The organism is Scleromatobacter humisilvae (assembly GCF_023231945.1).
In the GTDB taxonomy this organism is placed as follows: domain Bacteria; phylum Pseudomonadota; class Gammaproteobacteria; order Burkholderiales; family Burkholderiaceae_C; genus Scleromatobacter; species Scleromatobacter humisilvae.
In genome coordinates this window covers 175,603-198,662 of the sequence record NZ_JAJLJH010000007.1, presented here as the reverse complement: position 1 = coordinate 198,662, position 23,060 = coordinate 175,603, and the positions used below count along the sequence as shown (strand labels likewise).

The window sequence follows — 23,060 nt, the reverse complement described above, 5'->3', positions numbered from 1 at the left end:
CGTCCATGAAGACCCTGCGCGCCTGCGTCGCGGTGCTGGCTTCGCTGCTGGCCGGCTGCACCACCATCGAGCCTGCCCGGCTGCCCGACACGCTGGCCGCGACCCTGCGCGGCCAGGAGGTCGGCATCGTGATCCAGGGCCCCTCGACGTTCGGCGTGATGCGCGAGCGCGACGTCCCGCTCGGGCCGGTGGGCATCCCGCTGATGGCCGCACAGGGCGAGCACCTGCGCAAGGCCGCGAACATCGGCGACCCGGCCGGCGACATCGCCACGACGCTGGCCGACCTGCTGGCCGGCCGCCACGGCGCCAGCATCCTGCCGGCACGCGGCGCGACGCCGCACGACGAGCCGGAGGCCATCGTGGCCGCGGCGCCCGCCGGATCGCGCTACGTGCTGACGGTGGCGACCGTGTCCTGGGGCCTGGGTCGGGTACCGGTGCGCGGCGCCGCCTACTCGGTGACCTACGTCGCGCGGGCGCGGCTGATCGACGCGAGGACGCAGGCGGTGATCGCCGAGGGCGGCTGCCTGCAGGCGCCCGACGGCAGCGAGCACGAGAGCACCGCCTACGCCGACTTCACCGACCAGAACGCGATGCTGATCAAGACCGAGCTGGCCGCGCGCGTCGACCGCTGCATCCACTTCATCCGGCGCGACATGCTCGGGCTGTGAACTAGCCCGCGGCGGCGTTCAGCTGCGCGGCGCTGAACGTCCACGTGTGGTCGATCGTGCCGTCGTTGCCGTCGTCCACGGTCATGATCACGACGCCGTTGGCCACCGTCGTCGCGATGGTGGCGTTGGGCCGGACCACCGTCCAGGCGCCGGAGACCAGCGCGCCGGTGGCGTCGTAGTTGACGTTGCCGGTGGTCGAGACGTTGAGCGAGAACGTGCGGCCGTTGGCGGTGCCCGACAGCGTGTGGTGGCCGCTGTAGGTCGACGCGCTCGTGACGCCCGCCACGGAGGTCAGCGTGCGCGTCGCATCGAGGTCCGACAGCGTGAACGTGCCGCTGCGCGCGTTGAACGCGGTGGCCAGCGTCGCGCTCGGCACCGTCACGTGCGAGGTCGTCGTGGTCGTGCCGTTGCTGGTGGCGACGCTGCGCGACGCGGTGGCGGTGCCGTTGAGCGTGGCGTTGCCGGACGGCAGGCTCAGCGCGAGGTTGGTGACCGTGATGCCGACGGCCAGCGTCGCGGGCGAGGTCGTGTGGTCGGCCGCGGTGACGTCCATCTCGACGCTGCCGTTCAATTGCGCCCAGCCGGCGTGGCCCGTGCATTGCGCGTACGTCACGCTGTAGTGCTCGCCCGCGTCGAGCTGGCCGTTGGCCTCGCTGGCCAGCGTGCCGCCGGTGATGCTCAGCGTGGCCGTGCCGCCGCCGGCGCAGTCGACCGTGACGTTGGTGAATGGCGGATCGGACGGGTTCGAAGACGGCCTGGCGGACAGCACCTGCATCCGCGCCGATGTCGTCGTGGCGGCCGGCTGCTGGACCGCCGCCGCGAGCGACGACGTCGTGTCGATGACCGAGTCGAGCGCCGACGCCGTGCCCTCGCCGGTGGACGTGGCGTTGGCCGAATCGGCGGTGGCGTCGGGCTGCGACAGGCCGGTCGGCGTCGACGTTGGCGGGGTGTCGCCGCCGCCGCCGCAGGCGGCCAGCAGCGCGCCGCAGGCGAGGGCGGAGGCCACGGCGAGGCGTTGCAGCGGGAAGCGGGGAGTCTGCGATGGCGTGGTCATGGGCGATGTCCTCGAAGAATGGGCCGGGGCGAAGGCTTCGACCCCTGGGCGCAGTCTGGGGCCAGGCGAGCCGTCCGCGGCCGACGGCGCATGAAGTTATGCGACAAGCCTGTCATGCCGCTGAAACAGGCTGTATCGGCGCGGCGCCTCAGCGCGCGGGCAGCCGCACGCGCACGCACGGCGCCCCCTCGACGCGCTCGAACGACAGCGTGCCGCCCATGCGCCGTACGATCTGTTGCACGATCGCCAGCCCCAGGCCGGTGCCCGGCGTGGCGCGGCTGGCGTCGCCGCGCGCGAACGCCTGCGTCATCCGTGCCTGGGCCTCAGGGGCGATGCCGGGGCCGTGGTCCTCGACATCGACGACGACGTCACGGCCATCGCCGGCGAGGCGGATCAACACCGGCGGCTGGCCATGGCGCATCGCGTTGTCGACCAGGTTGGCGAGCAGGCGCTCGAGCAGCAGCTCGTGCGTGCGCGGCACGTCCAGCCGCGCGGGCGCGGCCAGCGCGAGCGTGGCCGCGGGCTCGCCGCGCGTCTCGAGCAGCTGGCGCGCGACGGCCGCGATGTCCACCGTCGCCGCCAGCGGCAGCTCGGTGGCGCGCACGTAGTCGAGGAAGCTCGCGATGAGGCGGTCGGCCACGTCGACGTTGCGCACGATGGCGGCGCGGCGCGTGGCGACTTCGGCAGTGTCGGGCAGCAGCTCCGCGGCCATGCGGATGCGCGAGAGCGGGCTGCGCAGGTCGTGCGACACGCCGCCCAGCAGCAACGCGCGCTCGCTCTCCTGGCGCGCGAGCCGGTCGGCGAGCGCGACCCAGGCGGTCTCGATGGCGGCGATCTCCAGCGTGGGCGCGCCGTCGGCGGAGATGGTTGGCGCGGCCTTGGCGTCATGCGACTCGATGCGGCGCCGCAAGGCCTCGAGCGGCCGCGTGAGGCGACGCGCCAGCGCCCAGCTCGCGGCGCTCACCACGGCCAGGCCCAGCGCCAGCGCGATGAACAATCGCCGGAAGACGTAGGACTCGACGACGTCGTCCTGCAGGCCCAGCCAGCGCGTGCGGCCGTCCGGGCCCGCCACCTCGATCCAGGTCACCGGGTGCGGCACGCCGTGCGTGAACACGACGTCGCCGGCGGGCACGCCGTCCTCGCGCAGCGTCGCACGCAGCGTGACGATGCGCGGCGCCCAGCGGCTCGACGGGACGGCGCCGGCGGGGCGGGTCTCGCTGACGCGCACCTCGAGCGGCGTCGGCGTCGCCGGCACGCTGCCGCCGAAGCCCGCCGCCGCGCGCAACGCGGGCGCCCAGCGTTCCGCGGTGAGCCGCGCGACGGTGCGATTGCGCTCGGCGTAGAACGCGGCGCCGAACACCAGCACGAGCGCGAGCGAGCCGATCGTCTGCGCGACGACCAGGCGGCGAAAGAGGGTGGGCGCGGCCACGGTCAGCGCGGGACGAAGACGTAGCCCTCGCCGCGCACCGTGTCGATCCAGTCGGCGCCCGGTCGCACCTCCTGCAGCTTGCGGCGCAGGCGCGCGACCTGCACGTCGACGGTGCGGTCCTGCGGCCGGTAGCTGCCCGCCTGCACCGCGTCGCTGAGCGCCTCGCGCGAGAGCGCCGTCCCGGGCGCGCGCGCCAGGGCGACGAGCAGCTTGAACTCCACGCTGGTCAAGGCCAGCGCCTGCTCGCCCACGCGCACCTCGCGCCGCAGCAGGTCGATGACGAGGCCCTCGAACCGCAGCAGCGGCGACTCGGCGCGGCCGGGCGCGGCGCGGCGCAGCAGCGCACGCACGCGGGCCACCAGCTCGCGCGACTCGAAGGGCTTGGGCAGGTAGTCGTCCGCGCCGATCTCCAGCCCCAGCACGCGATCGAGCGGGTCGCCGCGCGCGGTCAGCATCACGATGCCCAGGCCCGGATGCAGCGCGCGCCAGCGCCGGCACAGGTCGTAGCCGTTGGCGTCGGGCAGCATCACGTCCAGCAGCACGAGCTCGGGGTGCAGGGCGGCGAGGTCGCGCTCGCCGTCGCCGCCGGTCAACACCGCATGCGTGGCCCAGCCCTCGCGCTGGAGCAGCTCGACGACCATGCCCGAGAGCTCGGCATCGTCGTCGACGATCAGGATCAGCGGCTTCGAAGTCATCGAACGAAGTGTAGGGGCGCGTCACGCACGCGCGCGAGATGTTTCAGCGCTGTCGCATTTCGTCGCGGCGCGTGGGCGGCGGCGCGGTCGCACGATCGTTGAATGGAGGCCACTGCAAGGCACATCCTCGACGTCAACCTCCAAGGAGTCCGCCATGAACCGAAGCCTCATCGCCCTCGCCGCCCTCGTCCTCGCCGCCGGCGCCGCCCAGGCCGGAACGCGCCACGCCACGATCACCGGCCCCGACGGCGCCAGCGCCACGCGCACCGTGCAGCGGGGCGACGGCCACGTCACCGACACCACCACCGGCCCGAACGGCGGCACCCGCGTGCGCCAGGTCAACCGCACGCCCGGGCAGGCCGACGCCACGATCACGCACGTCAACGGAACGACGACCACGCGCGACACCCAGCGCACGCCCACCGGCTCGACCACCACGGTGACCGGCCCGCAGGGCCAGACCGGCACGATCGTCGTGACGCACTGATCGCCCGCCGCGCGCCGCCGCCATGCCCGACTTCCTCTTCGCCGGCCCGCACCACCTGGGCCGCACCCTCGGCATCCTGACACTGATGTTGCTGCTCGTCGTCATCGCGGAGGCGCTGCTGCGCCGCTACGTCTGGCATCGGCCGACGGACTTCCGCGGCGTGGCCGCGTCGCTGGGCGACGCCGTCGTGCGGCGCGGCGTCGACCTGCTGGGGCTGACGCTCGCGGCGCCGCTGCCGGCGCTCGCCTGGACGCACCGGCTCGCGACCATCCGCATGGATTCCGCCGCGGCCTGGCTGGGCCTGTACCTGCTCGTCGAGTTCGCCTACTACTGGCACCACAGGCTCACGCACCGCGTGCGCTGGTTCTGGGCCACGCACTCGGTGCACCACTCGTCCAACCAGCTGATGCTGGCCTCGGCCATCCGCCTGGGCTGGACCGGGCGCCTCGGCGGCGCGGTCGCGTTCTTCGCGCCGCTGGTGTGGCTGGGCTTCGCGCCGCAGGCCGTGTACGGCTTGGTGGCGGCGGGGCTGTTCTACCAGTTCTGGATCCACGCGGACTGGCTGCCGCGCCTCGGCCCGCTCGAGTGGGTGCTCAACACGCCGACGCACCACCGCGTGCACCACGCGAGCAATCCGGAATACCTGGACTGCAACTACGGCAGCTCGCTGATCGTGTTCGACCGCCTGTTCGGCACCTTCGTCGCGCTGCGGCCGGACATCGAGATCCGCTACGGCCTGACCAGGCCGGTGCTGAGCAACAACCCGATCCGCATCGCGTTCAACGAATGGATCGCGATGGGCCGCGCCTTCCTCGCGGCGCGCGGCGCGCGCTCGCGCCTGAAGGTGTTGTTCGGGCCGCCGTGATCAAGGCGCGGTGACGGCGGCGACGATGTCGCTCTGCAAAATGGTGAACGGCAGCAGCTGCGGGCCGTCGTTGGCGTAGTTCTCGCCCGTGAACACCGCCACGAGATCGAGTTGCGGCACCACGAAGATGTATTGGCCGCCGGAGCCGTCGGCATAGAACATGTCCAGCGTCTGCCCCCGCCACGACTCGCTGCCGTGCCACCACAGGTAGCCGTAGCCATCGTTCGGTTCGCTGTCGAACTGGGTGATGTTGCTCGTCGAGACGTCCATCCAGGCGCTGGACACCAGCTGCACGCCGTTCCACTGGCCGCGCTGCAGCGCGAGCTGGCCGATCTTTGCCATGTCGCGCGGTCGCATGTGCATGTGGCCGCCGGTGTCGGTCTGCGTGTCGTTGTCGTACGTGTTCCAGACGGCGCTGGTGATGCCCAGCGGGCCGAGCAGCCGGGCCTGCGCGAAGGCGGTGACCGGCTGGTGCGTCGCGTTGGCGAGGATGTGGCCCAGCGCCACCGGGTTGCCGGTGCAGTAGCTGGTGACGGCGTCGGGCGGGCTCGTGGACGGCAGGCCCAGCCAGAACGCGACCCAGTCCTGGTGCGCGTACATGGTGTTCTCGAAGCCGGGCGAGTTGCCGTCCCAGTCGTTGCAGGCCAGGCCGCTGCGCATCGTCAGCAGGTTCTCGAGCACGAGGCCGCGCGAGAGCACGGGCGCGCCGGGGTAGTCGGCGCCGAGCCAGCGGGAGATCGTGTCGTCGACGCCGCCGAGATCGTGCTGGTCGATCGCGATGCCCACCAGCAGCGAGGTGATGCTCTTGGTGGCGGAGCGCAGGTCGTGCAGCGTGTCCTTGTCGAAGCCGTTCCAGTACTGCTCGAAGACCGGCTGGCCATGGCGCATCACCAGCATCGAGGAGACGCCGCTGTTCGCGGGGACCGATGCCGGCCCGTGCATGAGCGTGGCGGCGTCCATGCCGACGCTGGCCGGTGCCACGAGCGTCCACTGGTCGTTCGGGTCGGGCGTCACCTCGGTCCTGGCCCCGGGGCCGATGTTGACCCCGTCGTTGTCGTTGCCGCCGCAGGCCGCCAACAGGGCGAGGAGACCGGCTGCGACGATGGACGGGAGACTGCGGCGTGAAGGCATCATGGGGATCCGGGCCTCGCGGCGCTGGTGGGACGGTCCCATGGTGCGGGCGCGGCCCGGCCGGCGCATGTGCCGGAAGTCATGCCGCGGCGGTTCGCGCGGCTCCGATTGATTTTCTGCATGGCCGCGATGAACGGACTGTTGGCCCATCGCGCCGAAGGGGCGCATCGCAGTCCTTACAATCGCCCGATGCTCCAGCAACGCACGCTCAAGTCCATCACCCGCGCCGTCGGCGTGGGCCTGCACAGCGGCCAGAAGGTGGAGATGACGCTGCGTCCCGCGGCGCCCGACACCGGCATCGTGTTCCGCCGCGTCGACCTGCCGCAGCCGGTGGACATCCCCGCCAACGCGGGCTCGGTGTCCGACACGCGGATGAACTCGACCATCTCGTCCGGCGGCGACCCGGGCGGCCCGAAGGTGCAGACGATCGAGCACCTGATGTCGGCCTGCGCCGGCCTGGGCATCGACAACCTCGTCATCGACATGACCGCCGACGAGGTGCCCATCCTCGACGGCTCGTCGGCCAGCTTCGTGTTCCTGCTGCAGAGCGCGGGCATCGTGCTGCAGGACGCGCCCAAGCGCTTCCTGAAGGTGCTCAAGCCCGTCGAGGTGCGCCGCGGCGAGGGCGCCTCGCTGGCGTGGGCGCGGCTGGAGCCGTACCACGGCTACAAGCTCACCTTCGAGATCGAGTTCAACCACCCGGCGGTCGACGCGACCGGCCAGCAGGTGAGCTTCGAGATGGGCAGCGGCAAGTACAAGAGCGACATCGCGCGTGCCCGCACCTTCGGCTTCACGAAGGACCTCGACCTGATGCGCTCGCGCGGCCTGACGATGGGCGGCAGCATGGACAACGCGATCGTCGTCGACGACTCGCGCGTGCTCAACGCCGACGGGCTGCGCTACGACGACGAGTTCGTCAAGCACAAGATCCTCGACGCCATCGGCGACCTGTTCGTCGTCGGCCACCCGCTGCTGGCGAGCTACACCGCCTACAAGAGCGGCCACGCGTTGAACAACCAGCTGCTGCGCACGCTGCTGGCCGATCCGACCGCCTACGAGACGGTCACCTTCGACGACGAGCGCAAGGCGCCGGCCGGTTTCGCGGAGCTCGCGCCGGCCTGGTAACAAGCGGAGACCGGCCGCGGCCGGCCGCAGGCGAGAATCGGGCTTCCGTCGCCACGCCGCCCGGCGCCATGTCCCTGCGCTCCTTCATCGTCCGCCGCTGTCTGCAGTCCTGCCTGAAGGCCACCGGCCTGCGCGTGGTGAACCTGCCGCTGGTGGTCGATGCGCGCGCGCACGTCGAGCCGGCGGTGCGGCTGGACGCCGGCTACCTGGTCGTCGACCGCCGGGCTTTCGCGCTGATCCACTTCCCGCGCACCGGCGACAGCGCCGCCGCGCCGTGCCACACCACCGGCTTCGCGACGCTGTCGGGCGTGCTGCGCGCCATCTGTGCCGAGCGCATCGGCGTGGCCGGCCGCGCCGCGATCCCCGGGCCGAAGCGCGCGGTCGAGCTGCGGCGCGCGGGGCGCTGGCACGAGGTGCTCGAGGCCAGCGAGCGTGTCGAGGCGCCGATGCGGGCGAGGCTGGACGCCTGGCTGCGGGGCTGGCACTTCGCGCTGTACCGAACGGCGCTGCGCGCGTTCAAGCGCTTCTGAACCGCGCGCAATCCCGAGCACGCCGCGGGATAACGTAAACTAGCTTATCATTTTGCCGCTCGGGATCGCGAGCGGCACCCGTGCGCCCGGATGCCGCCTGCCCGAGTCGCGCCGCCACTCGCGCGCCGACCTGCCCGCACCACGCCTCGCGTGCGCCGCGGCCTCCGCGCCATCCGCATTCACTGGCGGGCTCCCGCCGCCCAACGCTTCGAAGAGAAAAGCCGCATGCCTCATTTCCTGGCCCACCGCGCCTCGCGCCTGCCTCACGCCGCCGCCGTCCTCGCCGCCGCGCTCACGCTGGCGGCGTGCGGCGACAAGGCGCCGCCGTCCGGCCCGCCGCCGGCGCCGGAAGTGGGCGTCGTCACCGTGGCGCCAAAGACGCTGGACGTGCCCACCGAGCTGCCCGGCCGCGTCGAGGCCCTGCGCGTCGCGCAGGTGCGCGCGCGCGTGACCGGCATCGTGCAGAAGCGCCTGTTCGTCGAGGGCACCGACGTCAAGGAAGGCCAGGTGCTGTTCCAGATCGACCCGGCGCCCTACAAGGCCGCCATCGACAGCGCCAGGGCCGCGCTCGCCAAGGCCCAGGCCAACGAGCTGCAGGCCACCGGCCTGCTCAATCGCTACAAGCCGCTGCGCGAGGCCAACGCCATCAGCCAGCAGGACTTCGTCAACGCGACGTCGTCGGCCGCGCAGGCCTCGGCCGACGTCGCCTCCGCCAAGGCCGCGGTGCAGACGGCGCAGCTGAACCTCGACTACGCCACCGTCACCGCGCCCATCAGCGGCCGCATCGGCCAGGCGCTGGTCACCGAGGGCGCGCTGGTCACGTCCACCGAGGCCACGCAGATGGCGCTGATCCAGCAGGTCGACCAGGTCTACGTGAACTTCGCGCAGCCGGTCTCGGACATCGTCAAGCTGCGCAAGGCGTTTGCCAGCGGCTCGGCCAAGGCGCTCGGCGTGACGATTCCCGTGCGCATCGCGCTCGACGACGGCACCGAGATGCCGCAGGCCGGCAAGCTGCTGTTCTCCGACCTCAGCGTCGACCAGACCTCGGGCCAGGTCAACGTGCGCGCCAAGGTGCCCAATCCCGACGGCGCGCTGATGCCCGGCATGTACGTGCGCGGCCGCATCGCGCAGCAGCAGGTCTCGTCGGCCGTGCTGCTGCCGCAGCAGGCCGTGCAGCGCACGACGCAGAACGACACCGTGCTGGTGGTCGGCGCCGACGGCAAGCCGTCCGTGCGCGTCGTCAAGCTCGGCGGCACCGAGAACGGCAACTGGATCGTGCTGGACGGCCTGAAGCCGGGCGAACTGGTGGTGGTCGACGGCTTCCAGAAGATCCGCCCGGGCGGCAGCGTCAAGCCGGTGCCGTGGACCCCGAGCGCGCCGACGACGGCCGCGCCGGTCGCCGCTTCGGCGGCCAGCCGCTGACCGGACGCATTCCATGGCCAAGTTCTTCATCGAACGTCCGATCTTCGCGATCGTCCTCGCGCTGTTCTTCCTCGTCTTCGGCGCGGTGGCGATCACGCAGCTGCCGATCGCGCAGTACCCGCCGGTCGCCCCGCCCACCATCGTCCTGACCGCCACCTACCCGGGCGCGTCGGCCAAGACGATGGACGAGGCGGTCATCAGCGTCATCGAGCAGGAAATGAACGGCTCGCCGGGCATGATCTACATGGAGTCGGTCAGCCAGTCCAACGGCACCGGCACCATCACGATCAGCTTCGAGCCGGGCACGAGCCCCGACCTCGCGCAGGTCGACGTGCAGAACCGCCTGTCGCGCGCCGCGCCGCGGCTGCCGTCGGCGGTGACGCAGCAGGGCGTGCGCGTCGACAAGGCGCGCTCGAACTTCCTGCTGTTCACGATCCTGTCCTCCGACAACCCGGCCTACGACCCGATCGCGCTCGGCGACTACGCGTCGCGCAACGTGCTGCCGGAAATCCAGCGCATCCCGGGCGTCGGCCAGGCGCAGCTGTTCGGCACCGAACGCGCGATGCGCGTGTGGGTCGATCCGGCCAAGCTGGTCGGCTACAAGATGTCGATGGACACGGTCAACACGGCCATCGCGCAGCAGAACGCCCAGGTCTCGGCGGGTTCGCTCGGCGACATCCCCAACGTGCTGCAGCAGGGCATCACCGCCACGGTGGTCGTGCAGGGCCAGCTGACGTCCATCGAGCAGTTCGGCGCGATCGTGCTGCGCGCCAATCCGGACGGCTCGTCGGTGCGGCTGCGCGACGTCGCGCGCCTCGAGCTCGGCGCGCAGACCTATGCGACCTCGGCGCGCCTGAACGGCCATCCGTCGACCGGCATCGGCGTGCAGCTGTCGCCCACCGGCAATGCGCTGGCCACGGCCGAGGCGATCAAGGTGCGGATGGGGCAGCTGTCGAAGTACTTCCCCGAGGGCATGAAGTACAGCATCCCGTACGACAGCTCGCGCTTCATCAAGATCTCGATCCGCCAGGTCGTCGAGACGCTGGTCGAGGCCGTGGTGCTCGTGTTCATCGTGATGTTCGTGTTCCTGCAGGACTGGCGCTACACGCTGATCCCGACCATCGTCGTGCCCGTCGCGCTGCTGGGCACGTTCGCGGTGCTGCTGGCGCTCGGCTACTCGATCAACGTGCTGACGATGTTCGGCATGGTGCTGGTGATCGGCATCGTGGTGGACGACGCGATCGTGGTCGTCGAGAACGTCGAGCGCATCATGAGCACCGAGGGCCTGCCGCCGCTGGAGGCCACGCGCAAGGCGATGAGCCAGATCCAGGGCGCGATCGTCGGCGTGACGGTGGTGCTGGTGTCCGTCTTCGTGCCGCTCGCGTTCTTCGCCGGCTCGGTGGGCAACATCTATCGCCAGTTCTCGTCGGTGATGGTCGCGTCGATCGGCTTCTCGGCCTTCATGGCGCTGTCGCTGACGCCGGCGCTGTGCGGCATGCTGCTCAGGCCCGTCGAGGCCGGCCACCATCACGCCAAGGGCGGCTTCTTCGGCCTGTTCAACCGCAACTTCGACAAGGTCTCGCACGGCTACGAGAACATGGTCACGCGCGCGCTGAGCCGCGTCGGGCGCCGCGTGATGCTGGTGGCGTTCGCGGCCATCGTCGGCGCGGTGGTGCTGTTCTTCTTCAAGCTGCCGGCGTCGTTCCTGCCGGGCGAGGACCAGGGCTACCTGATCGTCAACATCCAGCTGCCGCCGGGCGCGACGCGCAACCGCACGCTCGAGGTCATGAAGCAGGTCGAAGGCTACATGCTCGCGCAGCCGGAAGTGCAGGACATGGTCACCGTGCTGGGCTTCAGCTTCTCGGGCTCGGGGCAGAACGCGGCGCTGGCCTTCGTGCCGCTCAAGCCCTGGGACGACCGCAAGGGCGCCCAGCATTCGGCGCAGGCCCTGGCGGGCCGCGCGTTCGGCGCGCTCTCCAAGGTGCGCGACGCGTTCATCTTCCCGCTCAGTCCGCCGCCGATTCCCGAGCTTGGCACGGCGTCCGGCTTCAGCTTCCGCCTGCAGGATCGCGGTGGCCTGGGCCACGACGCGCTGCTGGCCGCGCGCAACCAGCTGCTGGGCATGGCGTCCAAGGATCCGCTGCTGGCGGGCATCCGGCCCGACGGCCTCGAGGACGCGTCGCAGCTCGAGCTGAGCATCGACCGCGAGAAGGCCGCCAGCCAGGGCGTGAGCTTCGCCGCCATCAACTCGGCGATCTCGACCGGCTTCGGCTCCAACTACGTCAACGACTTCCCCAACGCCGGCCGCCTGCAGCGCGTGGTGGTGCAGGCCGACCAGGAATCGCGCATGCAGCCGGAAGAGCTGCTGCGCGTCAACGTGATCAACACCAACGGCCAGGCGGTGCCGATGTCGGCCTTCGCCAGCGTGCGCTGGGTCACCGGGCCGGTGCAGAGCATCCGCTACAACGGCTATCCCGCGATGCGGATCGCCGGCGACGCCTCGCCCGGCCACAGCACCGGCGAGGCGATGGACGAGATGGAGAAGCTCGCCGCGCAGCTGCCTGCGGGCATCGGCTACGAGTGGACGGGCCAGTCGCGCGAGGAGAAGCTCTCGGGCTCGACTGCGCCGATCCTGCTCGCATTCTCGCTGCTGGCCGTGTTCCTGTGCCTGGCCGCGCTGTACGAGAGCTGGTCGATCCCGATGGCCGTGCTGCTGGTCGTGCCCATCGGCGTGCTGGGCGCGCTGCTGGGCGCGTGGTCGCGCGGCTTCGCCAACGACGTCTACTTCAAGGTCGGCCTGATCACCATCATCGGCCTGTCGGCGAAGAACGCGGTGCTGATCATCGAGTTCGCCAAGGACCTGCAGGCCACCGGCAAGCCGGTCGTTGAGGCGGCGCTCGAGGCGATCCGGTTGCGCTTCCGCCCCATCATCATGACCTCGCTCGCCTTCATGCTGGGTGTGCTGCCGCTGGCGATCTCGACCGGCGCCGGCTCGGCCAGCCAGCGCGCGATCGGTACCGGCGTGATGGGCGGCATGGCCACGGCCACCATCGTCGGCGTGGTGTTCGTGCCGCTGTTCTTCGTGCTCGTACGCAGCTTCTTCAAGGGCAGCAAGCGGCAGCACGACTTCGACGTCGCGCACTCGCGCTCGTTCAAGCATTGATGCGATGAAGACTCTCCTGCTCAAACCGATCGCCATCGCCGCGGCGGCCTGCCTGCTGGCGGCCTGCAGCACCATGGCCCCGCACTACGAGCGCCCCGCCGCGCCCGTGGCGGCGTCTTTCCCGTCCGCGGCCGCCTCGGCGGCGGCGCCCACCACCGGCGTCGCGCCCGCGGCGCAGCCGTGGCAGGCCTACTTCCAGGACGCGCGACTGGCGCAGCTGATCGCGACCGCGCTGGCCAACAACCGCGACCTGCGCGTCTCCGTCCTCAACATCGAGGTCGCGCGCGCCCAGGTGGGCCTGACGCGCGCGAGCGAGTTCCCCACCGTCAACGTGCAGGGCACGCACACGCGCGAGACCGGCATCCAGACCATCGACACCGTCGGCCTGGCCGTCGCCGGCTACGAGCTCGACCTGTGGGGCCGCGTGCGCTCGCTGACCGACGCCGCGCTGGCGCAGCTGTCGGCCACGACCGAGGCGCGCAAGGCGGCGCAGATCTCGCTGATCGCCTCGGTGGCCAACGCCTACTACGCGATGGCCGGCGACCAGGCGCTGCTGGAGGTGGCGGAGCAGACGCTCAGGACGCGCACCGACACGCTCAAGCTCTACCAGCTGCGCTTCGACAACGGCGTCGCCTCCAGCATCGACCTGCAGCTGAACAAGTCGCTGGTCGAGACGGCCCGCGTCGCGTATGTCAGCGCGAAGCGCCAGCGCGCGCTCGACGAGGACGCGCTGGTGCTGCTGATCGGCCAGCCCTTGCCGGCGCAGCTGCCGGCCGCGCCGGCGTGGGACAAGATGGCGCTGCCCGACGTGCCCACCGACCTGTCGTCCGACGTGCTGCTCAAGCGGCCCGACGTGCTGCAGGCCGAGCAGCAGCTGATCGCCGCCAATGCCGACATCGGCGCCGCGCGCGCCGCGTTCTTCCCGACGATCACGCTCACCGGCAGCTACGGCACGGCCAGCACGAAGCTGAGCGGCCTGTTCGACCACTCGGCGTGGACGTTCATCCCGCAGGTCACGCTGCCGATCTTCGACGCCGGCCGCAACCGCAACAACCTGCGCGTGAGCGAGGCGCAGCGCGACATCGCGACGGCGCAGTACGAGAAGGCCGTGCAGTCGGCATTCCGCGACGTCGCCGACGCGCTCGCCGGCCGCGCCACGCTGGTCGACCAGCTCGCCGCGCAGCAGGCCGAGACCGACGCCGAGGCCGAGCGCTTCAAGCTGTCCAACCTGCTCTACACCAACGGCGTGGCCAGCTCGCTGGACCTGCTCGACGCGCAGCGCTCGCTGTTCACGTCGCAGCAGCTGCTGGTGCAGGCCAAGCTGGCGTTGCTGCAGAACCGCATCGCCGTCTACCGCGCACTCGGCGGCGGCTGGACGGAGGCGGCGGCGCCCGCGTCCTGACCGCCGCGCCGGCCTGTCAGGCCCGACCCGCGCGCCTCGTCAAGCCCCGTCCCAGCAGCAGCAGGCCGCTGACGAGCATCGCGAGGCTGCCGGGCTCGGGCACGGCCTGCATCACGCCGAACAGGCCGTGCGATTCGTCGCTGGGCCCGGCCGTGAAATACAGCGACTGGCTGCTGCCGGCGCCGCCGTCGTTGCCCACGCTCAGGCCCCAGAGCCCGTCGATGGACAGCGGATTGCCGTCGCTGCCGTCCAGCTGGCCCATGAACGAATCGGTCGTCAGGTTGTACGCGCTGATGCGGCCGTCGCCGAAGTTGCCGACCAGCAGCGAACCCGCCAGCGCGCCGAACGAGCTGGGCGCGATCGCCAGGCCCCACGGCGCGTTCAGCGCGCCGCCGGTGGCGACGCGTCCGATCAGGTTGCCCTGGAGATCGTAGCGGTCGACCACGCCGAGCCCGGCGCCGGCGGTCTCGTCGGTGTCGCTGCCCACACGCTCTGCATACGTCACGAACAGCGAACCGCCGAGCGCCTGGATGTTGAACGGCGAGTAGCCCGACGGCAGCGCGGCATCGGTGAACGAGCCCGTCAGGGGCGCCGCGCCGGCGTTGCCCCGGATGACGTCGATCGAACCCCTTCCGAAGTCGGCGGCGTAGAGGTAGTTGTTGCCGCCCACGGACGCGATCGCCGCGCCCTTCAGGATGCCGGCCGTGGTGGCGAGCGTCTCGGCGGTCGTGCCGAGACTGCCGCGCCAGCCGGAGACGGTGCCGTCCTCGCTGACGAACAGGAAGTTGTCGCCGTTGAACTGGCTGGCGCCGCCGCCGTTGAAGACCTGGCCGGTGACGTTGCCGGCGCCGGGGATCGTCACCGTCAGCGCGACCTTCGTGGTGGCCTGGGTCGCCGGGTCGACCCTGTAGAGCGTCGACGTGCCGCCGCCGTTCGACGAGACCCAGAACGGGCTGGTCGACGAATACGAGATGCCCCAGGCGTTGACCAGGCCGGGGTCGGTGATCTGGGCGGGATTGGCGGCCTGGTCGTCCGTCACCAGGTTGCGGACCGACACTTCCACCGCATGGCCCGGCATGGCGGCCCCGGCCATCCCCATCGCGAGGACGATGGCACTGAGCGAGACTGGATTGGTTCTCATGGAATCTCCTGTTTGGAATACGCGTGGACGCACGCTGTGGCCCGTCGGGATACGACCGCGCAAGGAGGTTCCTGGCCGGGTCCGTCCGCATGTGAATGTGGGCGTGCGGCGGACTTGGTTCAACGCGACAGCGCGATATTTCGGCGCGCAGGGGACTTCGAATTGGGGGGCTCGTGCCGTCAGGGCGGCACAGCCGCGGTCACGCCGCCGCGCGCGCCGGCGTCCCCGCGCGCGCGGGCGCCTGCCCGCGCGTGGCCCCGGCCAGCGCGAGCCACAGGATCATCATCGGCTCGCCGAGCTCGAGCACGAAGACGGGCGTGGCCAGGCTGTCGGCGAGCTGCGGCGCGATCAGTGCGGTGAAGGAGCCCAGCAGGTAGCCCAGGCCGGAGGCGATCACCAGCCCGCCGAACACCTTCGGGATGAAGCCGCAGCGGATCGCCAGCAGGCCGAACGGCAGCAGCCACAGGCCCCAGAAGACGGCGGCCAGCTGCAGCCCCTGCGCGTGCAGGTGCATGAGCAGCAGCGCCAGCGCGTCGAGCTGCGGCTTGCCCAGCACCGCGAGGTACGCGGGCGGGCTCGCGAACGTGGCGGCCGCGACGTCGCCCAGCACGTTGAGGAACACCATCGGGATCGGGATCAGCCCGAGCACCAGCATCTGCTGCGCCAGCACCTTGCTGACGGGCTTGAACAGGTTGTAGAGCACCAGCACCATGAAGACCTCGACGGCCTGGTGGAACAGCTCGCTGGCCATGCCCAGGCGCAGCAGCGCGTCGTGGCCGTGGATCAGCGCGGCGGTGGCCGCGGCGTCGCCGGCAATGACCAGCTTTGCCGGCACGACCATCAGCCCGACGGGCGCGGTGACCGCCACGAGCAGGTACAGCAGGCCGGCGATGCGCGCCTGGCGCTTGTTGTCGCTCATCGCGCGCCGTTCCAGCGCTCGCCGCGCCCGCGCACGTAGTGCTCGAAGACGTGGCGCCAGGGGATGACCAGCGCGACCAGCACCACCAGCGAACACTCGACGACCGTCCCCATCGTCGCCTCGTCCATCCGGCCCTGCAGCGCCAGCGGCGCGGCGATGACGGCCAGCCACACGGTCTTCCACGTCAGCTCCCACAGCAGGATCGGCAGCATGCGCAACGGATGTCGCAGGCCCACCAGCGCCAGCAGCGAGAACGCCACCAGCATGCACGAGACGACGCCGTTCATCAGCACCCACGGATGCGTGCGGTTGAAGAAGCCGGGCCAGACGACGCAGCCCAGCCCGACGACGATCAGCAGATACATCGCGCGCAGCGCGTGCAGGCGCCAGGTCGGCACGTCGTGCGGCGCCAGGGGCGTTGCGGCGCGCATCATTCCACCGCCTTCAGGATCTTCTCGATGGCGGACAGGCGCGCCTGGATGTCGGCCAGCGACGCGGAGATCGTCTGCAGCGCCGCGTTGCCGTCGACGTTGCCGGCGGCCTGCGCGCGCGCCTGCTGCACGAGCGCGAAGTAGCGCATGCCGAAGACGATCAGGATCGTGCCCAGCGGCAGGCAGAGGGTGAGGAAGTAGACGCTTTCGGACATGGGCACACCTCTAGTTGTCGGTGGGGTTCGTCAGGGACGCGGCGGCCTGCGCGATGGCGGCCGGCGAGAGTTCGATCGTGAAATCGACGACCTCGAAGTAGTTGAGCGCCTTGCCGTCCGCCGAGAGTTCCAGCTGGCTGGTGACGAGGCCGGCGTCCTCCAGCTTCTGCAGGTGCAGGTGCAGCAGCGGCCGGCTGATGCCCAGCTCGCGCGCCATCTGGCTCACGTAGTTGCGCCCGCCCGCCTGCAGCGCCGCGACGATGCGCAGGCGGTGCGGACTGGAGAGCGCCGCCAGCATCGCCAGCAGCCGGTCGCCGTCAGGAATCGCGTTCTTCGATTTCACGTGTCAATAATATCTGACAGGTGAAACGAAAGCAAGACGTATCAGCGCCGATGCGCGATTGCCGAGGGAAGGCTCAGGCGGACGCGAGCAGTGCCGTGCCCAGCGCCAGCAGCGCAACGCCCAGGACGACGCCGTAGATCACGCTGACCAGCACGGCCCGCAGCACGGTGGGCAGCCAGCGCCCGCCGTAGGTCTCCCGCATCGCCCAGGTGCCGTAGGCCGGCACGGCGAGCCACACGATCCCGGACACGCTGTCGGGCAGCAGCGCGATCACCAGCAACGCGAGGAACCAGAACGCGTGCAGGTGCAGGCTGAACACGAAGTGCTCGCCATAGGTCATGCGGCGGCCGAGATAGGCCAGCTGCATGAGGCCCGCGAAGGCCGGCAGCAGCACGAAGATCGCGTACGGCGCCCAGCCGAGGAAGTGGGTGCGCATGTGCTCCATCGACTCCTGCGGATGCTCCTGCAATTCCGCGAGGCCGCGATCGAGGATGCCGACGATGCGGCCGCAGGCCGGCTGGCTGGCGCCGCCGCAGTTCGGATGCGCGCGCTCCATCGGACCATGGTGGGTGGCCGGCGTGGCGCCGGAGGCCTTGGCTGCCGCCTCGGCCGCGGCCTCCGCCTTGAACTGCGCCAGCGTCACCTGGCGCTGGCCGACCAGCACGTGCGTATCGGGCGCGAGGCTGCCGGCCGTCAGCTTGAGGACGAGGAAGAACAGGAAGCTGGCCGTCAGATACAGCCGCAGCGGCAGCACGTAGCGGCGGCGGCGGCCGTCGAGGTATTCGCGCGTGAGCCGGCCCGGCCGGCGCAGCAGCACCCATAGCGTGCGCCACAGCTCGCCCTCGAGCGCCACGTAGTGGCCGACGAACTCGTGCAGGAACTCGCCCAGCGTGGGCGGATGCAGCGTCGTCTCCTGCCCGCAGTCGGGGCAGAACTTCGACGGGGCCTGCGCGCCGCAGTTGCGGCAGGCGAGATCGGTGCGGGCGGGTGGATGCGACATCGCGGGCGAGCTTAATGCATGCGGCCGCGATCGCGCTTGCAGGAACGCACCTAGGGGCGCAGGAACGCGTAGTCCGACGGCGCGACCGACTTCGTGTTGAAGCCGCCTTCAGGCAACGACAGCAGCACGGTGTTGCCGTAGAACTCCAGATGGAGGCTGCCCGCGTCGACATGCAGCGCGTCACCCATCATCGGCGTGTACAGCAGCGGCATCCAGCCGTCGTGATTGGCGTCGACCCAGGCCTTCAGGCGGCGTGCCTCTTCGCTGTCGGCTGCGAAGTCGCGCTCCGCGGTGCTGCCTCGCTGGCTGACGTGCACGGCCACCGGCGCGGGCAGCTGCGGCGGCGCGACCGGCCACAAGGTGCATCCGGCGAGCGCCGCGCCGATGGCCGCGGCCAGCGCGAGCGCCCTCATTCGTCGCCCGCGGGCCACTGCGGCTCCTCGCCGCTGTCGTCGAAGCGCGGGAAGATCGTCAGGTTGACGACCTTGCCCTTGGCGACCCAGAACATGAGCCCGTGCTGCTCGCTCTGGAAGCACTGGCCGGACTCGGCGAAGTCGTCGGTGAACTCGAGGTCGTGGATGTCGGCCTCTCGCGCCAGGCGCGGGAGGTCGGCGAGTTCGCAGCCGATGATGGCCACGCCGTTGACGGTGGTGTCGGCCGACCAGGCGGTGATCGACTCGAGCTTGGAGTCGGGGACGGCCTCGAACTCGAGCTCGATCTCACCGCCCTGGTAGAACCAGGTCTCGACGGCGCCGCCGTCGTCGTCGCTGGACGTCTCGACCGAGTCGGGCTTGCCGGCGGCGGCGCGCACGAGGTCGCGGCTCATGCCCAGCACGAAGGGGGCGATTCCGAAGTAGGGAGTTGCGTCGGCCATGGGGTCTCGGGGAAAAAGGGGTCCGGGCGTCAGTATGTACGACCGCCGCGGTATTGCGCGTGCTGCCTGCGAGACAGGGGGGTGGCGGCGGCCAGCGCGGCCATGGTGTGGCCCGCGTGGGCGTGCATGATCGCCAGCCCGAGCGCGTCGGCGGCGTCCTTGCCCGGCAGGCCCGGCAGCGCGAGCAGGCGCGCAACCATCTCCTGCACCTGTTCCTTCTTCGCCTGGCCGTGGCCGACGACGCCCTTCTTCATCTGCACGGCGGTGTATTCCGACACGGGCAGGTCGGCCGACACGAGCGCCGCCATCGCCGCGCCGCGCGCCTGGCCCAGCAGCAGCGTGCTCTGCGGGTTGACGTTGACGAACACGATCTCCATCGCGGCCTGCTGCGGCGCGTAGCGCTGCACGACCTCGCGCACGCCCTCGAACAGCACCTTGATGCGGCCCGGCAGGTCGCCGAGCTCGTGCTTCGTCGTGCTGATCGTGCCGCTGGCGACGTAGTGCAGCTTCGGGCCGTCGCACTCGATCACGCCGAAGCCCGTCGTGCGCAGTCCGGGGTCGATGCCAAGGATGCGGATCATGACCTGAGCTGGAAGTACCAGCGCACCGAATGGAAGAAGACGGGCGCCGCGAAGCACAGCGGCGCGACGCGGTCGAGCAGCCCGACCGCGCCCGTCACCTGGCCCGAGTTGCCCCAGTAGTTGACGCCCGCGTCGCGCTTGAGGGCCGTCATCACGAACTCGCCCAGCGTGCCCGCGGCGGCGGCGATCAGCGCCATCACCATCGCCTGGGGCAGCTTGAACGGCGTGATCCAGAACAGCAGCCCGCCGACGACGGCCGCGCCCAGGCACGCGAGCGCCCAGGCGCGCAGGCCGAAGTCGCGGTCGATGTGCCTCGCCACCGGACGCCGCCGCATGTGTTCGCTGATGAAGCGCTCCAGCATCTGCGCAGCCACCGTGACGACGACCAGGAAGAACACGAGGAACGCGCCGCGGTCGTGCGCGCGCGGGAAGTCCAGCAGCAGCAGCGCCGGCGCGTGCGACAGGCCGAACACGCACACCATCACGCCCCACTGGATCTTCGCGTTGCGCTCCAGGAAGCGCAGCGGATCGCCGCCGAGCGCGCTCAGCACGGGAATCGCGAGGAACACGTAGACCGGGATGAACACCGTGAACAGGTCGAAACTGCGGCTGCCCGCGAGCACGTACTGCACCGGCAGCACGACGAAGAACGCCAGCAGCAGGCTGCGGTGGTCGGCGCGTCGTGTCTGCATGAGCGTGACGAATTCGCGCAGTGCCAGGAACGAGAACAGCGCGAACAGGATCGTCGCGCCGGCCGCGCCCGACACCCATGCGAGCCAGAACACGAGCGCGCCGACCCACGTGGCGCGCAGGTCGGCGGCGAACTTCGTCAGGCCGTGGTCGTTCTGCTCGGACTTGTCGCGCATCGCGACGAAGACCGCGCCGGCGGACACCAGCAGCAGCCCGCCGAACAGGATCAGGAACAGCAGGCCGATCTGCTGAGTCGCGGTGAGCGATTGCAGGTACTTCATCGGAATGCCCTCCGCCTTGCGGCTGCGGGGCGATCGCCTTCGGGCGGCCGTGCGTCGCTCATGCGGCACCGCCCGGCTTCAGCGCGATCACGGCGTCGCGCGCGCGCTTCAGGAACGTGGCCTTCGGTTCGTCGGCCGCGAGGTTGCACGGCGCGCCGAACGTGACGGTGCACAGGATGGGCACCGGCACCACTTCGCCCTTGGGCATCACGCGCTGCACGTTGTCGATCCAGCACGGGATCAGCTGCACGCCGGGGAACTGCCGCGCGAGCCGGAAGATGCCGCTCTTGAAGTCCTGCGGCATCCCGGTGTTGCCGCGCGTGCCTTCCGGGAAGATCACCAGCGAGTCGCCCTGTTCGAGCGCGGCGATCAGCGGCGCGAGCGGATCGCCGCCGCCCTCCTTGCGCTCGCGATCCACGTACACCGCGCGGAACACCTCGCGCGTGATCCAGTGCTTCAGGGGCGTCTTCGTCCAGTAGTCGGCGGCGGCGATCGGGCGGGTCTGCGCGCGCAGGTCGGCGGGAAGCGTGGCCCAGACGAGCACCCAGTCGAGATGGCTCTGGTGGTTGGCGAAATAGATGCGCTGTTCCGCCTTCGGCGGGACGCCCTTCCAGTGGCCTTGCGCGCCGGTGATCAGCCGCGCGACGGCCGCCAGCACGAAGCCCATTGCGTCGGCTTTGTTCATGGGCGCCAGTGTAGATGGACTGCGCGGGCCGATTCCGTCGTCAAATACGGGCATGAGATCCGCCTCGCGCCTGCTGCCCTGGCTGGCCTACGCCGCCTTCTGGCTGGGCGTCGGCCTGTTCTTCTCGCTCGCGGAGTGGCAGCACTACGTGCGCGGCGGCGGCCCGTATCCGTGGGAGCCCTTCCTCTGGGAGATATCGGGCAGCGTGACCGCCGGCATCCTCGCGCTCGCGGTCTACCGCCTCAACGACGCCCTGCTCTCGCGGCACGTGGGCATGGCCGCACGCATCGCGGCCTACCTCGCCGGGTTGGTGGTGTTCTCGGCGGCGCACTCGGCGCTCATGTACGGCATCCGGTATGCGGTCTATGCGCTGGCCGGCCTCCACTACGACCCCGGCAGCCTCGATTCGGTGCTCGGCTACGAGAGCGCCAAGGACGTCGTCACGTACACGCTGGTGCTGGGCCTGTCGATGGGCTGGCGATCGTTCCGGCGCGAGCAGCGCCAGGCCGCGGAGGTCGAGCGCCTCAACGCGCACCTGGCGGAGGCGCGGCTCGCGCGGCTGCAGGAGCAGATCCAGCCGCACTTCCTGTTCAACACGCTCAACCTGATCTCGTCGGTGATGCACGAGGACGTCGAGCGCGCCGACCGCATCCTCGCCGAGCTGGCCGACCTGCTGCGCCAGTCCATCAGCGCGGCCAACGTCGCCGAGCACACGCTGGCGCAGGAGATGCGCTGGGTCGAACCGTTCCTGTCGATCATGCGGCAGCGCTTCGGCGAGCGGCTGCGCTCGCGCATCGAGATCTCCGAGGCCGCCGCGCGCTGCATCGTCCCGACGCTGCTGCTGATGGCGCCGGTCGAGAACGCCGTCAAGCACGGCGTGGCGCGCAGCACGGCGGGTGCGGACGTGGCGGTCTCGGCCGACGTGGTCGACGGCCAGTTGCGCATCGACATCGTCGACACCGGCGACGCTCCGCTGACCGAGCAATCCGGCGGCACCGGCCTGGCCAACGCCCGCGCCCGCCTCGCGACGCTGCACGGCGACGCCGCGGGTATCGCGCTGCAACGCGAGGACGGCCGCACGCGCGTGCGCGTCACGCTGCCCGCGCGCGCGAGGGCGCCCGCATGAACCTGCTGCTGGTCGACGACGAGGCCCCGGCGCTCTCCAAGCTGCGCCGCTTCCTGGCCGACGATGCCGGCGTGCGCATCGTCGCCGAGGCCGCCGACGGCGCCGCGGCGCTGGCGGTCGTGCAGGCGCAGCCCGAGGCCGTCGACGCGGTGCTGCTGGACATCCAGATGCCCGGACGCAGCGGCCTGGAGGTCGCCGCCGCGCTGCCGCCGCACGTGCTCGTCGCATTCACGACCGCCTACGACGAGTACGCCGTGCAGGCTTTCGAGCTGAACGCCGTCGACTATCTCCTCAAGCCGTTCACGCGCGAGCGCCTGGCCGCGTGCGTCGCACGCCTGCGCGAGCGCCTCGCGCCGCCCGAGCGCGCGCAACAACGCCAGCGCCTGACGACCGCCCTGCACACGCTGCAGCCGGTCGCCGACCACTGGCTTGTCGCCGACCGCGGCGAGATGCGGCGGGTGCCGCTGGCCGACATCGAATGCGTCAGCGCGGCCGACAACTACATCGAGCTGCAGTCCGCGACGGCCACCTGGCTCGATCGCACCACGCTCGCGGCCTTCCTCGCGCACCCCGCGGCCCGCCGCTTCGTGCGCGTGCATCGCTCGTGCGCCGTCCAGCCTGCGCGCGTGCTCGCGCTGGAGCCGTTGGGCAGCGGCGACGCGCAGCTGCGGCTCGCGTCGGGACGGACGATCCGGCTGTCGCGCCGCTATCGCGACGAGTGGCTCGCGGCGCTGAAGCGCTGAAGCGCGCCGCTCGCCCCGCGCGAGGTGCGGCTCGCCCCAAACCGCTCGCGCGCCGCGCCG

25 protein-coding genes are annotated in these 23,060 nt (G+C 71.1%); 10 read left to right on the top strand and 15 right to left on the bottom strand.

The genetic code is table 11. The annotated features are described in order from the left end of the window. Nucleotides 1-5 precede the first annotated feature (5 nt). On the top strand, nucleotides 6-668 hold the full coding sequence (locus tag LPC04_RS21020) for a hypothetical protein (protein WP_275684245.1): 663 nt from the start codon (nucleotides 6-8) through the stop codon (nucleotides 666-668). Nucleotide 669: 1 nt separating this feature from the next. On the opposite strand, the gene LPC04_RS21015 is transcribed toward LPC04_RS21020, so the two are convergent. The 3 genes from LPC04_RS21015 to LPC04_RS21005 all read right to left on the bottom strand — a co-directional run bounded on the left by LPC04_RS21015 (nucleotide 670) and on the right by LPC04_RS21005 (nucleotide 3,846). Further along, the gene (locus LPC04_RS21015; protein WP_275684244.1) at nucleotides 670-1,722 is read right to left on the bottom strand and encodes a hypothetical protein; all 1,053 of its coding nucleotides are present in this window, start codon (nucleotides 1,720-1,722) and stop codon (nucleotides 670-672) included. A 148-nt stretch (nucleotides 1,723-1,870) separates the two neighbouring features. Next, nucleotides 1,871-3,151 (bottom strand): ATP-binding protein, encoded by a 1,281-nt coding sequence (locus tag LPC04_RS21010; protein ID WP_275684243.1) that lies wholly within the window; start codon nucleotides 3,149-3,151, stop codon nucleotides 1,871-1,873. Between the two features lie 2 nt (nucleotides 3,152-3,153). Continuing rightward, nucleotides 3,154-3,846, bottom strand: a complete 693-nt coding sequence (locus LPC04_RS21005) for a response regulator transcription factor (RefSeq protein ID WP_275684242.1) — start codon at nucleotides 3,844-3,846, stop codon at nucleotides 3,154-3,156. Between the two features lie 154 nt (nucleotides 3,847-4,000). Between LPC04_RS21005 and LPC04_RS21000 the strand changes: the two genes are divergently transcribed. Together LPC04_RS21000 and LPC04_RS20995 are read left to right on the top strand one after the other, a co-directional pair. After that, nucleotides 4,001-4,333, top strand: a complete 333-nt coding sequence (locus LPC04_RS21000; protein WP_275684241.1) for a hypothetical protein — start codon at nucleotides 4,001-4,003, stop codon at nucleotides 4,331-4,333. A 22-nt stretch (nucleotides 4,334-4,355) separates the two neighbouring features. Continuing rightward, nucleotides 4,356-5,198: a sterol desaturase family protein gene (locus tag LPC04_RS20995; RefSeq protein ID WP_275684240.1), complete on the top strand. Its 843-nt coding sequence runs from the start codon at nucleotides 4,356-4,358 to the stop codon at nucleotides 5,196-5,198. Here the strand turns inward: LPC04_RS20995 and LPC04_RS20990 are convergent, their stop codons facing one another. Beyond that, nucleotides 5,199-6,329 carry a serine hydrolase domain-containing protein gene (locus tag LPC04_RS20990; protein ID WP_275684239.1) on the bottom strand — a complete coding sequence of 377 codons (1,131 nt, stop codon included), beginning with the start codon at nucleotides 6,327-6,329 and terminating at the stop codon, nucleotides 5,199-5,201. A 189-nt stretch (nucleotides 6,330-6,518) separates the two neighbouring features. Between LPC04_RS20990 and lpxC the strand changes: the two genes are divergently transcribed. The 5 genes from lpxC (at nucleotide 6,519) to LPC04_RS20965 (ending at nucleotide 13,971) form a co-directional block, all read left to right on the top strand. Next, the gene (gene lpxC / locus LPC04_RS20985; protein WP_275684238.1) at nucleotides 6,519-7,454 is read left to right on the top strand and encodes a UDP-3-O-acyl-N-acetylglucosamine deacetylase; all 936 of its coding nucleotides are present in this window, start codon (nucleotides 6,519-6,521) and stop codon (nucleotides 7,452-7,454) included. A gap of 68 nt (nucleotides 7,455-7,522) precedes the next feature. Then, complete coding sequence (locus tag LPC04_RS20980) at nucleotides 7,523-7,984, top strand: hypothetical protein (protein WP_275684237.1); 462 nt, start codon at nucleotides 7,523-7,525, stop codon at nucleotides 7,982-7,984. Nucleotides 7,985-8,209: 225 nt separating this feature from the next. Further along, the gene (locus tag LPC04_RS20975; RefSeq protein ID WP_275684236.1) at nucleotides 8,210-9,406 is read left to right on the top strand and encodes an efflux RND transporter periplasmic adaptor subunit; all 1,197 of its coding nucleotides are present in this window, start codon (nucleotides 8,210-8,212) and stop codon (nucleotides 9,404-9,406) included. A 13-nt stretch (nucleotides 9,407-9,419) separates the two neighbouring features. Then, the gene (locus tag LPC04_RS20970; RefSeq protein WP_275684235.1) at nucleotides 9,420-12,569 is read left to right on the top strand and encodes an efflux RND transporter permease subunit; all 3,150 of its coding nucleotides are present in this window, start codon (nucleotides 9,420-9,422) and stop codon (nucleotides 12,567-12,569) included. A gap of 4 nt (nucleotides 12,570-12,573) precedes the next feature. Then, entirely contained in the window at nucleotides 12,574-13,971 is a 1,398-nt protein-coding gene (locus LPC04_RS20965; RefSeq protein WP_275684234.1) for an efflux transporter outer membrane subunit, read from the top strand. Between the two features lie 16 nt (nucleotides 13,972-13,987). Here LPC04_RS20965 and LPC04_RS20960 read toward each other — a convergent pair whose 3' ends face one another. The 11 genes from LPC04_RS20960 to LPC04_RS20910 all read right to left on the bottom strand — a co-directional run bounded on the left by LPC04_RS20960 (nucleotide 13,988) and on the right by LPC04_RS20910 (nucleotide 21,131). Next, on the bottom strand, nucleotides 13,988-15,112 hold the full coding sequence (locus LPC04_RS20960) for a TIGR03118 family protein (protein WP_275684233.1): 1,125 nt from the start codon (nucleotides 15,110-15,112) through the stop codon (nucleotides 13,988-13,990). A gap of 199 nt (nucleotides 15,113-15,311) precedes the next feature. Continuing rightward, a complete protein-coding gene (locus tag LPC04_RS20955) occupies nucleotides 15,312-16,031 on the bottom strand; it encodes a DUF4386 domain-containing protein (protein WP_275684232.1) in 720 nt (239 codons plus the stop codon). Then, nucleotides 16,028-16,465 carry a hypothetical protein gene (locus tag LPC04_RS20950; RefSeq protein ID WP_275684231.1) on the bottom strand — a complete coding sequence of 146 codons (438 nt, stop codon included), beginning with the start codon at nucleotides 16,463-16,465 and terminating at the stop codon, nucleotides 16,028-16,030. Before LPC04_RS20950 ends, LPC04_RS20955 begins: the two co-directional genes overlap by 4 nt. Then, nucleotides 16,462-16,677 carry a hypothetical protein gene (locus tag LPC04_RS20945; RefSeq protein WP_275684230.1) on the bottom strand — a complete coding sequence of 72 codons (216 nt, stop codon included), beginning with the start codon at nucleotides 16,675-16,677 and terminating at the stop codon, nucleotides 16,462-16,464. The genes LPC04_RS20950 and LPC04_RS20945 overlap by 4 nt, the downstream gene beginning before the upstream one ends. A 10-nt stretch (nucleotides 16,678-16,687) precedes the next feature. Then, a complete protein-coding gene (locus tag LPC04_RS20940) occupies nucleotides 16,688-17,020 on the bottom strand; it encodes an ArsR/SmtB family transcription factor (protein WP_275684229.1) in 333 nt (110 codons plus the stop codon). A 73-nt stretch (nucleotides 17,021-17,093) separates the two neighbouring features. After that, nucleotides 17,094-18,020: a DUF3667 domain-containing protein gene (locus LPC04_RS20935; RefSeq protein WP_275684228.1), complete on the bottom strand. Its 927-nt coding sequence runs from the start codon at nucleotides 18,018-18,020 to the stop codon at nucleotides 17,094-17,096. A 50-nt stretch (nucleotides 18,021-18,070) separates the two neighbouring features. Continuing rightward, the gene (locus LPC04_RS20930; RefSeq protein ID WP_275684227.1) at nucleotides 18,071-18,433 is read right to left on the bottom strand and encodes a hypothetical protein; all 363 of its coding nucleotides are present in this window, start codon (nucleotides 18,431-18,433) and stop codon (nucleotides 18,071-18,073) included. Further along, nucleotides 18,430-18,894, bottom strand: a complete 465-nt coding sequence (locus LPC04_RS20925; RefSeq protein WP_275684226.1) for a hypothetical protein — start codon at nucleotides 18,892-18,894, stop codon at nucleotides 18,430-18,432. Before LPC04_RS20925 ends, LPC04_RS20930 begins: the two co-directional genes overlap by 4 nt. 29 nt (nucleotides 18,895-18,923) lie before the next feature. Then, nucleotides 18,924-19,472 carry a crossover junction endodeoxyribonuclease RuvC gene (gene ruvC / locus LPC04_RS20920; protein ID WP_275684296.1) on the bottom strand — a complete coding sequence of 183 codons (549 nt, stop codon included), beginning with the start codon at nucleotides 19,470-19,472 and terminating at the stop codon, nucleotides 18,924-18,926. Continuing rightward, on the bottom strand, nucleotides 19,472-20,446 hold the full coding sequence (locus tag LPC04_RS20915; protein WP_275684225.1) for a phosphatidate cytidylyltransferase: 975 nt from the start codon (nucleotides 20,444-20,446) through the stop codon (nucleotides 19,472-19,474). The genes ruvC and LPC04_RS20915 overlap by 1 nt, the downstream gene beginning before the upstream one ends. A 58-nt stretch (nucleotides 20,447-20,504) precedes the next feature. Further along, nucleotides 20,505-21,131 carry a lysophospholipid acyltransferase family protein gene (locus tag LPC04_RS20910; protein ID WP_275684224.1) on the bottom strand — a complete coding sequence of 209 codons (627 nt, stop codon included), beginning with the start codon at nucleotides 21,129-21,131 and terminating at the stop codon, nucleotides 20,505-20,507. Nucleotides 21,132-21,183: 52 nt separating this feature from the next. Between LPC04_RS20910 and LPC04_RS20905 the strand changes: the two genes are divergently transcribed. Further along, on the top strand, nucleotides 21,184-22,257 hold the full coding sequence (locus LPC04_RS20905; RefSeq protein WP_275684223.1) for a sensor histidine kinase: 1,074 nt from the start codon (nucleotides 21,184-21,186) through the stop codon (nucleotides 22,255-22,257). After that, a complete protein-coding gene (locus tag LPC04_RS20900) occupies nucleotides 22,254-23,000 on the top strand; it encodes a LytR/AlgR family response regulator transcription factor (protein WP_275684222.1) in 747 nt (248 codons plus the stop codon). Before LPC04_RS20905 ends, LPC04_RS20900 begins: the two co-directional genes overlap by 4 nt. Nucleotides 23,001-23,060: the final 60 nt, after the last annotated feature.

What these genes read in the sequence shown, in the direction of transcription:
- LPC04_RS20995 (WP_275684240.1), top strand. Translation starts at nt 4,356, where the DNA reads ATGCCCGACTTCCTCTTCGCCGGCCCGCACCACCTGGGCCGCACCCTC.
- LPC04_RS20960 (WP_275684233.1), bottom strand. Translation starts at nt 15,112, where the DNA reads ATGAGAACCAATCCAGTCTCGCTCAGTGCCATCGTCCTCGCGATGGGG.
- LPC04_RS21000 (WP_275684241.1), top strand. Translation starts at nt 4,001, where the DNA reads ATGAACCGAAGCCTCATCGCCCTCGCCGCCCTCGTCCTCGCCGCCGGC.
- LPC04_RS21015 (WP_275684244.1), bottom strand. Translation starts at nt 1,722, where the DNA reads ATGACCACGCCATCGCAGACTCCCCGCTTCCCGCTGCAACGCCTCGCC.
- LPC04_RS21020 (WP_275684245.1), top strand. Translation starts at nt 6, where the DNA reads ATGAAGACCCTGCGCGCCTGCGTCGCGGTGCTGGCTTCGCTGCTGGCC.
- LPC04_RS20900 (WP_275684222.1), top strand. Translation starts at nt 22,254, where the DNA reads ATGAACCTGCTGCTGGTCGACGACGAGGCCCCGGCGCTCTCCAAGCTG.
- LPC04_RS20975 (WP_275684236.1), top strand. Translation starts at nt 8,210, where the DNA reads ATGCCTCATTTCCTGGCCCACCGCGCCTCGCGCCTGCCTCACGCCGCC.
- LPC04_RS20970 (WP_275684235.1), top strand. Translation starts at nt 9,420, where the DNA reads ATGGCCAAGTTCTTCATCGAACGTCCGATCTTCGCGATCGTCCTCGCG.
- LPC04_RS20950 (WP_275684231.1), bottom strand. Translation starts at nt 16,465, where the DNA reads ATGATGCGCGCCGCAACGCCCCTGGCGCCGCACGACGTGCCGACCTGG.
- LPC04_RS20930 (WP_275684227.1), bottom strand. Translation starts at nt 18,433, where the DNA reads ATGAGGGCGCTCGCGCTGGCCGCGGCCATCGGCGCGGCGCTCGCCGGA.
- LPC04_RS20945 (WP_275684230.1), bottom strand. Translation starts at nt 16,677, where the DNA reads ATGTCCGAAAGCGTCTACTTCCTCACCCTCTGCCTGCCGCTGGGCACG.
- LPC04_RS20915 (WP_275684225.1), bottom strand. Translation starts at nt 20,446, where the DNA reads ATGAAGTACCTGCAATCGCTCACCGCGACTCAGCAGATCGGCCTGCTG.
- LPC04_RS20980 (WP_275684237.1), top strand. Translation starts at nt 7,523, where the DNA reads ATGTCCCTGCGCTCCTTCATCGTCCGCCGCTGTCTGCAGTCCTGCCTG.
- LPC04_RS20965 (WP_275684234.1), top strand. Translation starts at nt 12,574, where the DNA reads ATGAAGACTCTCCTGCTCAAACCGATCGCCATCGCCGCGGCGGCCTGC.
- LPC04_RS20935 (WP_275684228.1), bottom strand. Translation starts at nt 18,020, where the DNA reads ATGTCGCATCCACCCGCCCGCACCGATCTCGCCTGCCGCAACTGCGGC.
- LPC04_RS20905 (WP_275684223.1), top strand. Translation starts at nt 21,184, where the DNA reads ATGAGATCCGCCTCGCGCCTGCTGCCCTGGCTGGCCTACGCCGCCTTC.
- LPC04_RS20955 (WP_275684232.1), bottom strand. Translation starts at nt 16,031, where the DNA reads ATGAGCGACAACAAGCGCCAGGCGCGCATCGCCGGCCTGCTGTACCTG.
- lpxC (WP_275684238.1), top strand. Translation starts at nt 6,519, where the DNA reads ATGCTCCAGCAACGCACGCTCAAGTCCATCACCCGCGCCGTCGGCGTG.
- LPC04_RS21005 (WP_275684242.1), bottom strand. Translation starts at nt 3,846, where the DNA reads ATGACTTCGAAGCCGCTGATCCTGATCGTCGACGACGATGCCGAGCTC.
- LPC04_RS20990 (WP_275684239.1), bottom strand. Translation starts at nt 6,329, where the DNA reads ATGCCTTCACGCCGCAGTCTCCCGTCCATCGTCGCAGCCGGTCTCCTC.
- LPC04_RS20925 (WP_275684226.1), bottom strand. Translation starts at nt 18,894, where the DNA reads ATGGCCGACGCAACTCCCTACTTCGGAATCGCCCCCTTCGTGCTGGGC.
- LPC04_RS20910 (WP_275684224.1), bottom strand. Translation starts at nt 21,131, where the DNA reads ATGAACAAAGCCGACGCAATGGGCTTCGTGCTGGCGGCCGTCGCGCGG.